This is a genomic window from Aquicoccus sp. SU-CL01552 (assembly GCF_040365005.1).
In the GTDB taxonomy this organism is placed as follows: domain Bacteria; phylum Pseudomonadota; class Alphaproteobacteria; order Rhodobacterales; family Rhodobacteraceae; genus Antarcticimicrobium.
Window position 1 is genome coordinate 73378 of sequence record NZ_BAABWV010000003.1, and the last position, 9070, is coordinate 82447.

At 64.9% G+C, this 9070-nt stretch carries 11 protein-coding genes; 8 read left to right on the forward strand and 3 right to left on the reverse strand.

From position 1 onward, the window contains the following. Positions 1–38: 38 nt before the first annotated feature. On the reverse strand, positions 39–503 hold the full coding sequence (locus tag ABWV23_RS04640; RefSeq protein WP_502901592.1) for a MarR family winged helix-turn-helix transcriptional regulator: 465 nt from the start codon (positions 501–503) through the stop codon (positions 39–41). Between the two features lie 59 nt (positions 504–562). On the opposite strand from ABWV23_RS04640, the gene hmgA reads away from it, so the two are divergent. From hmgA to ABWV23_RS04655, 3 genes are all read left to right on the forward strand, one after another. After that, positions 563–1918 (forward strand): homogentisate 1,2-dioxygenase, encoded by a 1356-nt coding sequence (hmgA, locus tag ABWV23_RS04645; protein WP_353345433.1) that lies wholly within the window; start codon positions 563–565, stop codon positions 1916–1918. 79 nt (positions 1919–1997) lie between these two features. Further along, positions 1998–3254, forward strand: coding sequence for a fumarylacetoacetase (fahA, locus tag ABWV23_RS04650; RefSeq protein ID WP_353345435.1), 1257 nt, complete (start codon positions 1998–2000; stop codon positions 3252–3254). After that, positions 3251–3601 (forward strand): VOC family protein, encoded by a 351-nt coding sequence (locus ABWV23_RS04655; protein WP_353345437.1) that lies wholly within the window; start codon positions 3251–3253, stop codon positions 3599–3601. Before fahA ends, ABWV23_RS04655 begins: the two co-directional genes overlap by 4 nt. A gap of 98 nt (positions 3602–3699) precedes the next feature. On the opposite strand, the gene ABWV23_RS04660 is transcribed toward ABWV23_RS04655, so the two are convergent. Next, a complete protein-coding gene (locus ABWV23_RS04660; RefSeq protein WP_353345439.1) occupies positions 3700–4266 on the reverse strand; it encodes a DUF2585 family protein in 567 nt (188 codons plus the stop codon). A 56-nt stretch (positions 4267–4322) separates the two neighbouring features. Between ABWV23_RS04660 and ABWV23_RS04665 the strand changes: the two genes are divergently transcribed. The 5 genes from ABWV23_RS04665 to maiA all read left to right on the forward strand — a co-directional run bounded on the left by ABWV23_RS04665 (position 4323) and on the right by maiA (position 8545). Then, the gene (locus tag ABWV23_RS04665; RefSeq protein WP_353345441.1) at positions 4323–5273 is read left to right on the forward strand and encodes an MBL fold metallo-hydrolase; all 951 of its coding nucleotides are present in this window, start codon (positions 4323–4325) and stop codon (positions 5271–5273) included. 208 nt (positions 5274–5481) lie between these two features. Next, positions 5482–7092: an FAD-dependent oxidoreductase gene (locus tag ABWV23_RS04670; protein ID WP_353345443.1), complete on the forward strand. Its 1611-nt coding sequence runs from the start codon at positions 5482–5484 to the stop codon at positions 7090–7092. A gap of 5 nt (positions 7093–7097) precedes the next feature. After that, complete coding sequence (locus tag ABWV23_RS04675; RefSeq protein ID WP_353345445.1) at positions 7098–7298, forward strand: DUF2783 domain-containing protein; 201 nt, start codon at positions 7098–7100, stop codon at positions 7296–7298. Between the two features lie 3 nt (positions 7299–7301). After that, complete coding sequence (locus ABWV23_RS04680) at positions 7302–7844, forward strand: VOC family protein (protein ID WP_353345447.1); 543 nt, start codon at positions 7302–7304, stop codon at positions 7842–7844. Between the two features lie 62 nt (positions 7845–7906). Continuing rightward, positions 7907–8545, forward strand: a complete 639-nt coding sequence (maiA, locus tag ABWV23_RS04685) for a maleylacetoacetate isomerase (RefSeq protein WP_353345449.1) — start codon at positions 7907–7909, stop codon at positions 8543–8545. A 15-nt stretch (positions 8546–8560) separates the two neighbouring features. On the opposite strand, the gene hpaR is transcribed toward maiA, so the two are convergent. Continuing rightward, positions 8561–9010, reverse strand: a complete 450-nt coding sequence (gene hpaR, locus ABWV23_RS04690; RefSeq protein WP_353345451.1) for a homoprotocatechuate degradation operon regulator HpaR — start codon at positions 9008–9010, stop codon at positions 8561–8563. Positions 9011–9070: the final 60 nt, after the last annotated feature.

Below are 9070 nucleotides of genomic sequence, written 5' to 3' on the forward strand. Positions count from 1 at the left end.
CAAGAGTTTCAATAACATAAGACGCGGTATTTCTCGATCTAGCGGATGCCGGCCAACTGCCGGAGCATGGACCGCAACAACGCCACCTCACCGCTGGTGAAATGGCGCGCCAGCTTGGCATCATAGTCCCGTGCGACTCCGCGAAGGTCGCGATACGCCGCCTCGCCCGCCGGCGTCAATTCCAAATGCTCCGACCGGCGGTCGCGCGCATCCCTTGTCCGGGTCAGGAACCGGCGATCGGCCAGCCGCTGGACCGCGCGGCTGACCTTGGTCTTGTGCATCCTGGCACGCGTCCCGATCTCCTTTGCGGTCAACCGCCCGTACATCCCGAGGTGAAACAGCACCCGCCATTCGGTGCGCAGCATGCCATAGCGGTTCTTGTACACGTTCTGAAACGCCAGAGAGCTTTCCTCGGCCGCCTGGTTGAGCAGGAACGGCAGGAAATCGGCCAGGTCAAAGCTGTCCTCCCCGGTTTCGGGATTTGGCGATTTTTCCGTCATCATGTATTGTTAGTTACAAAATCAACTATTACGCAGCAAGCAGGATTTAGGAGGAGCGCGCGATGAACCGTCCGATGGACCCCCACAGCTTGGTGCAGGCTGCTTCGCCCACCGGCACCACCGAGGGCTACATGCCCGGCTTTGGCAACGACTTCGAGACCGAGGCCCTGCCCGGCGCCCTGCCCCAGGGCATGAACAGCCCGCAGAAGTGCAACTATGGTCTTTACGGCGAACAGCTCTCCGGCACCGCCTTTACCGCCAACCCGCCGGAGCGGACCTGGACCTATCGCATCCGTCCCAGCGTCAAGCATTCGGCCCGCTACGAAAAGATCGACCTGCCGCACTGGAAATCCGCACCCAACGTGGACCCCGACGTGATCAGCCTGGGCCAGTACCGCTGGGATCCGGTTCCCTATACGGACGAAAAACAGACCTGGCTGACCGGCATGCGCACCATGACCACCGCCGGCGACGTGAACACCCAGGTGGGCATGGCCAGCCATGTCTACCTGATCACCGCCTCGATGGTGGACGAATATTTCTACTCGGCCGATTCCGAACTGCTGGTGGTGCCGCAGGAGGGCCGTCTGCGCTTTGCGACCGAGCTGGGCATCATCGACCTGGAGCCGAAAGAGATCGCCATCCTGCCGCGCGGGCTGGTCTATCGCGTCGAGGTGCTGGAGGGACCGGCGCGCGGTTTCGTCTGCGAGAATTACGGCCAGAAGTTCGAGCTGCCGGCGCGCGGCCCGATCGGCGCCAACGCCATGGCCAACCCGCGCGACTTCAAGGCCCCTGTGGCCGCCTTCGAGGACCGCGAGACCCCATCGACCCTGACCATCAAGTGGTGCGGCCAGTTCCATCAGACGAAGATCGCCCAGTCGCCGTTGGACGTGGTGGCCTGGCACGGAAATTACGCGCCCTACAAATACGACCTGCGCACCTATTGCCCGGTCGGCGCGATCCTGTTCGACCATCCCGACCCGTCGATCTTTACCGTTCTGACCGCCCCCTCGGGCGTGCCGGGCACCGCCAACATCGACTTCGTGCTGTTCCGCGACCGCTGGATGGTGGCCGAGAACACCTTCCGCCCGCCGTGGTACCACAAGAACATCATGTCCGAGCTGATGGGCAACATCCATGGCCAGTATGACGCCAAGCCGCAGGGGTTCGTGCCCGGCGGGATGAGCCTGCACAACATGATGCTGCCGCACGGGCCGGACAAGACCGCCTTCGAGGGGGCGTCGAACTCCAACCTCGGGCCGGAAAAGCTGGAGAACACCATGTCCTTCATGTTCGAGACCCGCTTTCCGCAGCACCTGACCGCCTTTGCCGCGCAAGAGGCACCGCTGCAGGACGATTACATCGACTGCTGGAGCGATATCGAAAAAAAGTTCGACGGCACGCCCGGAACCAAGTGAGGCCTGACGGGTTTCCCCCTCCCCGCGCCACGGCGTAGGGTGGGCTCAATCCAACACCTCGACCGACAAGGAAACTGAAATGCCCCTGATGAAAAGCTGGGTGGAGAGCGCCAATGCGCCCGACTGCCCCTTTCCCCTGAACAACCTGCCCTATGGCGTGTTCTCGATCGAAGAAGACGATCCGCGCTGCGGCGTGGCCATCGGCGACAAGATCCTCGACGTGACCGCCGCCGAGGCCGAGGGCCTGATCACGCTGGACGACATGCCGCTGTTCGACCTGCCGTTCTGGAACCCGCTGATGGAAGAAGGCCCCGCCGTCTGGGCCGCCCTGCGCGACCGGCTGATCGCGCTGCTGTCCGAGGGCGCGGAAGAGCGCGCCACGGTCGAGCCACTGCTGGTGCCGATGGCCGGGGCCGAACTGCACATGCCCTTCGCGGTCTCGGAATACACCGATTTCTATGCGGGCAAGAATCATGCCGTCAACGTCGGCACCATGTTCCGGGGGGCGGAAAACGCGCTGCCGCCGAACTGGCTGCATATCCCGATCGGCTATAATGGCCGGGCGTCGTCCGTGGTGGTATCCGGCACCGAAGTGCGCCGCCCCTGGGGGCAGCTCAAATCGCCCGATCATGACAAGCCCGCCTTCCTGCCCTCGCGCCGTTTCGACATCGAGCTTGAGATGGGCGCCATCGTCGGCACCCCCTCGGACGGGCCGATCACCGTGCAGGAGGCCGATGATCACATCTTCGGCTACGTGCTGCTGAACGACTGGTCGGCACGCGACATCCAGGCCTGGGAATACCAGCCGCTGGGGCCGTTCCAGGCCAAGGCGACCGCCACCACCATCAGCCCCTGGATCGTGACCAAGCCGGCGCTGGAGCCGTTCCGCACCGATACGCCGGCGCGCGAGGTCGAACTGCTGGATCACCTCAAGGACTGCGGCCCGATGCTCTATGACATCGAGCTGGAGGTGACGCTGGCCCCCGAGGGCAAGGCTGAAACCACGCTCGCGCAGACCAACTACAAGGAAATGTACTATTCCGCCGCCCAGCAACTGGCGCATCACAGCACCAGCGGTTGCCCGATGAACGCAGGCGACCTGCTGGGTTCCGGCACCATCTCCGGCACAGAGAAACACCAGCGCGGCTCGCTTCTGGAACTGAGCTGGGGCGGCAAGGAGCCGATCGAGCTGGACAGCGGCGAGACCCGGACCTTCATCGCGGATAACGACACCCTGACGCTCAAGGGCGCGGCCAAGGGCGACGGCTATACCATCGGTTTCGGCGATTGTGTGGGCAAGGTGCTGCCGGCGCGGGACGATCCTTTCGCGCGATGATCGGGCTGGACCACATACAGCTCGCGATCCCGAGAGAGGGCGAGGCGGCCTGCCGCGCGTTCTGGGGCGATCTTGTCGGCCTTGCCGAGCTCGAGAAACCCCGGACGCTGCGCCAGCGCGGTGGCTGCTGGTTCAGGCTGGACGGCGCCGAGTTGCACCTTGGTGTCGAGGAGCGGTTCTCGCCCGCGAAAAAGGCACATCCCGGCTTCCGCGTGGACGAGATCGAGGGGCTGGCCAGCCGCCTTTCCGAAGGGGGACACGCCATCACCTGGGACGCGACCATCCCCGGGCGCAAACGCTTCTTCACCGAGGACCCGTTCGGCAATCGCCTGGAGTTCCTCGGATGACCCGGCTTTTCCTCTTACCGGAAATATCCTGGGGGTTTGGGGGCAAAGCCCCCATGACCGGGCGGGGACACGGCGACGGCCCGGGCCTTGCCGCCACCTCAGACACCCGCCTGCCAGTCCAGCACGGATTGCAGTGGGCAGAGCAGCATCAGCATGTTCAGCGTCAGCCCGTCGCGGATCAGCGCGAGGGTCAGCACCTCGAACCCCACCACGATCGCCACGCTGGCCCAGATCGGCAGCCGCCGGGCCAAGGCAAAGCCCAGCAGCATGGCCAGAATATCGACGGTGGAATTGATCACCGCATCGCCGTTGTAATCGACCGAGACGGTCGCACTGCGATATCGTTCGATCACCCAGGGGGTATTCTCGACGATCTCCCAAGTGCATTCGACCGCCATGGCGATCACCAGCCGCCAGCGCAGCGGCATGGCGCGGGCGCCCCACCAGAGGGCGGCGAAGAACAGGATGCCGTGCATCAGGTGGCTCGGGGTATACCAGTCCAGCAGCGACTGGCTGCTCGGACCGGGATCGCCGGGGCCGTGCCACAGGGCGACCGCGCCGCAGGGACAGATCAGCGCCCGCCCCATTGCCCAAAGGATCAGGACCGTGGCCAGCAGAAGGGCCACGACCAGAACGGAAGGAAACGCGCGCCGCGATCGGATCATGGCGCGAGACAAGCACGACGCCCCGGCGTCGTCCATTGAAAAGAAAAGGAAAGACCATGGCCAAGGCATTCGCGTCGCAAGGCGACATGACCGAGAAGAAAATCAGCTTCACCGAGGTGGGTGACGGGCTCTATGCCTTCACCGCCGAGGGCGATCCGAACTCCGGCGTCATCATCGGTGACGACAGCGTGATGATCGTCGAGGCGCAGGCCACCCCGCGGCTGGCCAACAAGGTGATCGAATGCGTCCGCTCGGTCACCGACAAGCCGATCACCCACGTGGCGCTGACCCATTACCACGCGGTTCGGGTGCTGGGCGCCAGCGCCTTCGGCGCGCAGCAGATCATCATGTCGGATGCCGCGCGCGGCATGGTGGTGGAACGGGGGCAAGAGGACTGGGACAGCGAATTCCAACGTTTCCCGCGCCTGTTCGAGGGGCATGAGAGCATCCCCGGCCTGACCTACCCGACCACCACCTTCAGCGATTCGATGACCGTCTACCTGGGCAAGCGCCGGGTCGACATCATGCACCTCGGCCGCGCCCATACCGCCGGCGATGCGGTGATCCACGTGCCCGACCAGAACGTGATGTTCACCGGCGATATCGTCGAGTATCACTCGGCCTGCTACTGCGGTGACGGCCATTTCGCCGACTGGGGTGACACGCTGGACGCGATCAAATGGTTCGACGTCGATGCCATCGCACCGGGCCGGGGCGATGCGCTGGTCGGGCCCGAGATGGTCAACGCGGCGATCGAGAACACCCGCGATTTCGTCGAAAGCACCTATCGCCCGGCAGCCAAGGTGGCGGCGCGCGGCGGCTCTCTGAAAGAGGCCTGGGACGCGGTGCGCGCCGAATGCGATCCGAAATTCGCCGAGTACGCGATCTACGAGCATTGCCTGCCCTTCAACGTCGCCCGCGCCTTTGACGAGGCCCGCGGCATCGAGACCCCGCGGATCTGGACCGCCCAGCGCGACCTGGAAATGTGGGAACAGCTTCAAGGGTGAGCGTCGTCTGGCAATCGCTCCAGTGGAGCGATTGAGCCGCGAACGGGCGGAACCCCGGCAAAGCCCGGCCTCGCAGGCCAACCCGGGGCGCGTTTGATCCAGATCGTGTCGCCCCGGATCGGACGATGAGAGGATGACAAGGACTCCCGGCGCAACCGCGCCGGGACAAGGAGGAGGTGCGCCCGGCGCGCAAACTGGGAGAAAACCCATGAACAAGATCTTCGAAACGCCGCTCTACCCCTATGCCCGCCACCCGGACGAGGATGCCTCCGTCCCGGTGCGGCACCAGGTCATCGTGGTCGGTGCCGGCCCCGTCGGCCTGGCGGCGGCCATCGACCTTGCCCAGCAGGGCATCGAGGTGGTGATCCTCGACGAGAACGACAAGGTGAGCTTCGGCTCGCGCGCAATCTGTTTCGCCAAGCGGCCGCTGGAAATCCTCGACCGACTGGGCGCCGGCCAGCCGATGGTCGACAAGGGCGTCGTCTGGAACCGGGGCAAGGTCTTTTTCGATGATCGCAAGGTCTATGACTTCAACCTGCTGCCCGAAGAGGGCCACCAGCGTCCGGCCTTCATCAACCTGCAACAGTACTATTTCGAGGATTTTTTAGTGAGCCGGGTCCGCGAGTTGCAGGCCGAGGGCGCCCCGATCGAGATCCGCGGCCGCAACAAGGTCTCGGCGGTGGGCACTCACCCCGATCACGTGACGCTGGAAATCGACACCCCCGAGGGCAGCTACAACATCGAGGCCGACTGGGTGATCGCCTGTGACGGCGCCGGGTCGCCGATGCGGGCGATGCTGGGCAAGGATTTCGTCGGCCGGGTGTTTGAGGACAACTTCCTGATCGCCGACGTGATCATGGAGGCCGATTTCCCGACCGAACGCTGGTTCTGGTTCGACCCGCCGTTCAACCGGGGCCAGTCGGCGCTGTTGCACAAGCAGCCGGACGGCGTCTGGCGCATCGACCTGCAACTGGGCTGGGACATCGACAAGGAGCGCGAGAAGCGCCCCGAGAACGTGATCCCGCGCCTCAAGGCGATGCTGGGCGACGAGGTAGAGTTCGAACTGGAGTGGGTCAGCATCTATACCTTCCAGTGCCGCCGGATGGAGCAGTTCCGCCACGACCGGGTGATCTTTGCCGGCGATGCCGCCCACCAGGTCAGCCCGTTCGGTGCGCGCGGTGCCAACTCCGGCGTGCAGGACACCGACAACCTGATCTGGAAGCTCAAACTGGTGATCGAGGGCAAGGCCCCCGAAAGCCTGCTGGACAGCTACGATCACGAACGGGTGCATGGCGCCGAGGAGAACATCCTCAACTCCACCCGCTCGACTGACTTCATCACGCCGAAATCGGACATGTCGCGGATGCTGCGCGACGCGGTTCTGGACCTGAGCGAGCATTACGAATTCGCGCGCCCGCTGGTGAACTCCGGTCGCCTCTCGGTGCCCTGCACCTATGACGGCTCGCCGCTCAACTCGGCCGACGCGCTGGACGGGCCGGAGCGGACCCGTCCCGGCTCGCCCTGCCCCGATGCGCCGCTGGGCGAGGGTTTCCTGTTGCCCAGGCTGGGCGACCGGTTCACCCTGCTGACCATCGACGCCGAGGCCCCCGACCTGATCGAGGAGGACGGGATCGAGGTCACGCGGCTGGCGCTCTCGGTCAAAGACGACCCGACGCTTGCGCTGAAGGAACGGTACCTGGGCGATGCCCCCTCGGCGGTCTACCTGATCCGCCCGGATCAACACGTGGCCGCCCGCCGTGCCAGCTTTGACGAAACCCTGTTCCGCGCCGCCATCCGCCGCGCCACCGGCAAGGAGTGACACCCATGTCCGACCTGATCCTGACCCCGAACATCGACGGCGCCGACGATTTCTATGCCGACCTTCTCGCCACGCACGAGGGGCTGGAAACCGCCGACAGCAACGCGCTGAACGCGCGGCTGGTGCTGATCCTGGCCAATCACATCGGCGACCGGGACGTGCTGTGCCAGGCCCTGCGCGCCGCCAGGCTCGAAAAGGAGGAGTAACCGATGAAGATCGAGAAAATTCACCACGTCGCCTACCGCTGCAAGGACGCCAAGGAAACCGTCGAGTGGTATGGCAAGATGCTGAACATGGACTTCGTGCTGGCGATTGCCGAGGATCACGTGCCCTCCACGCACGACCCCGACCCCTACATGCATGTCTTTCTTGATGCGGGCGACGGCAACGTGCTGGCGTTTTTCGAACTGCCGACCAAGCCCGAGATGGGCCGCGATCCCAACACCCCCGAATGGGTGCAGCACATCGCCTTCAAGGTAAAGGACCGCGACGAGCTGATTGCGTTCAAGGAGCATCTCGAGGCCAATGGCGTCGAGGTTCTGGGGGTGACGGATCACTCGATCTTCCACTCGATCTATTTCTTCGATCCCTCGGGCCACCGTGTCGAACTGGCCTGCCCGGACCCGGAAGAAGACGCGATGCTGAAAAAGCTGGACGCGGTGAAATGGGACATGCTGGAGGAATGGTCAAAGACCAGGAAGGCCCCCAAGCATGCCGATTGGATGCACGCGAAAGAGCTGAGCGACGTCTGAGACAACACCCCGGCAAGGGCGCAACCCCCTGCCGGGCCACCAACCAACACGGGAGAACGGGCATGCGCGAGGCTGTGCTCTATGATTACTGGCGCTCTTCGGCCAGCTACCGGATGCGGATCGCGCTGAACTTGGCCGGCATCGCCTATACCTCGGTTCCGATCGACCTGGTCGCCAAGGAGCACAAGGCGCCCGAGCACATCGCGCGCCACCCGCAGGGGCTGGTGCCGGTGCTGGAGATCGACGGTCTGCGGCTGACCCAATCGCTGGCGATGCTCGACTATCTCGACCGCACCCGCGACATGGGCCTTCTGCCCGAGAACCCCGCCCGGCGCGCGGCGCAGATGGCCTTGGCCCATGCGATCGCGGTGGACATCCACCCGGTCTGCAACCTTCAGGTGGTCGCCTATGCCGCCGAGATCACCGACAACCGCGCCGGCGTGCGCGAGGACTGGATGAAACGCTTCATCCGCCCCGGCCTGCAGGCGGTGGAAACCATGCTGGCCGCCTTCGATCAGTCGCCCTTTTGCTGCGGCGATGAACCGGGCCTCGCCGACATCTGCCTGATCCCGCAAATGTACAACGCCCGCCGCTGGGAGGTGGAGGTGTCCGACCTGCCGAGACTGCTCGCGGTCGAGGCCGCCTGCGCAGAACACCCGGCCTTCGCCGCCGCCCACCCGGACCGGACCAGACCCGCCTGACGACGTCCCGGCGCCTTAGTCCCGCGAGGGGCCGGTGCCGGTTTCATGCACCTCGTTCAGAAGATCGAGAAGCAGCTCGTAGCGCGCCGCGCCCAACCGCGCCCGCAGGCTGTCCATCAGCACGACACTGGCCTCGAGATTGGCGGCGATCACCTTCTGCCCTTCGGCGCTGATCTGGACCACCTGCTTGCGCCTGTCGTCCTCGTCTCTGCGGCGCAGGATCAGGCCCTTTTCCTCCAGCTTCTGCAGGATTCGGGTCAGGCTGGGCAACAGCAGACAGGCCATGTCGGCGATCCGCGTCGGCTCCATCGCGCCGCCCTCGTCAAGCACGCGCAACACCCGCCATTGCTGTTCGGTGATCCCGACATCGGCCAGCATCGCGCGGATCGGTCCCATGACCTGTTCGCGCGCGCGCAACAGCGCGATCGGCAAGGAGCGGGAGGTGGATGGCAATCCTCTGGACATGGACCATCTTTGCCGCGCCGCGTCGCCCAGCGCAATCGGTCATCGTGTCATCCGGGTTGA

Coding starts and splice junctions, on each gene's coding strand:
- hmgA (WP_353345433.1), top strand. CDS start 563: ATGAACCGTCCGATGGACCCCCACAGCTTGGTGCAGGCTGCTTCGCCC.
- hpaR (WP_353345451.1), bottom strand. CDS start 9,010: ATGTCCAGAGGATTGCCATCCACCTCCCGCTCCTTGCCGATCGCGCTG.
- ABWV23_RS04640 (WP_502901592.1), bottom strand. CDS start 503: ATGATGACGGAAAAATCGCCAAATCCCGAAACCGGGGAGGACAGCTTT.
- ABWV23_RS04655 (WP_353345437.1), top strand. CDS start 3,251: ATGATCGGGCTGGACCACATACAGCTCGCGATCCCGAGAGAGGGCGAG.
- ABWV23_RS04675 (WP_353345445.1), top strand. CDS start 7,098: ATGTCCGACCTGATCCTGACCCCGAACATCGACGGCGCCGACGATTTC.
- ABWV23_RS04680 (WP_353345447.1), top strand. CDS start 7,302: ATGAAGATCGAGAAAATTCACCACGTCGCCTACCGCTGCAAGGACGCC.
- fahA (WP_353345435.1), top strand. CDS start 1,998: ATGCCCCTGATGAAAAGCTGGGTGGAGAGCGCCAATGCGCCCGACTGC.
- ABWV23_RS04665 (WP_353345441.1), top strand. CDS start 4,323: ATGGCCAAGGCATTCGCGTCGCAAGGCGACATGACCGAGAAGAAAATC.
- maiA (WP_353345449.1), top strand. CDS start 7,907: ATGCGCGAGGCTGTGCTCTATGATTACTGGCGCTCTTCGGCCAGCTAC.
- ABWV23_RS04660 (WP_353345439.1), bottom strand. CDS start 4,266: ATGATCCGATCGCGGCGCGCGTTTCCTTCCGTTCTGGTCGTGGCCCTT.
- ABWV23_RS04670 (WP_353345443.1), top strand. CDS start 5,482: ATGAACAAGATCTTCGAAACGCCGCTCTACCCCTATGCCCGCCACCCG.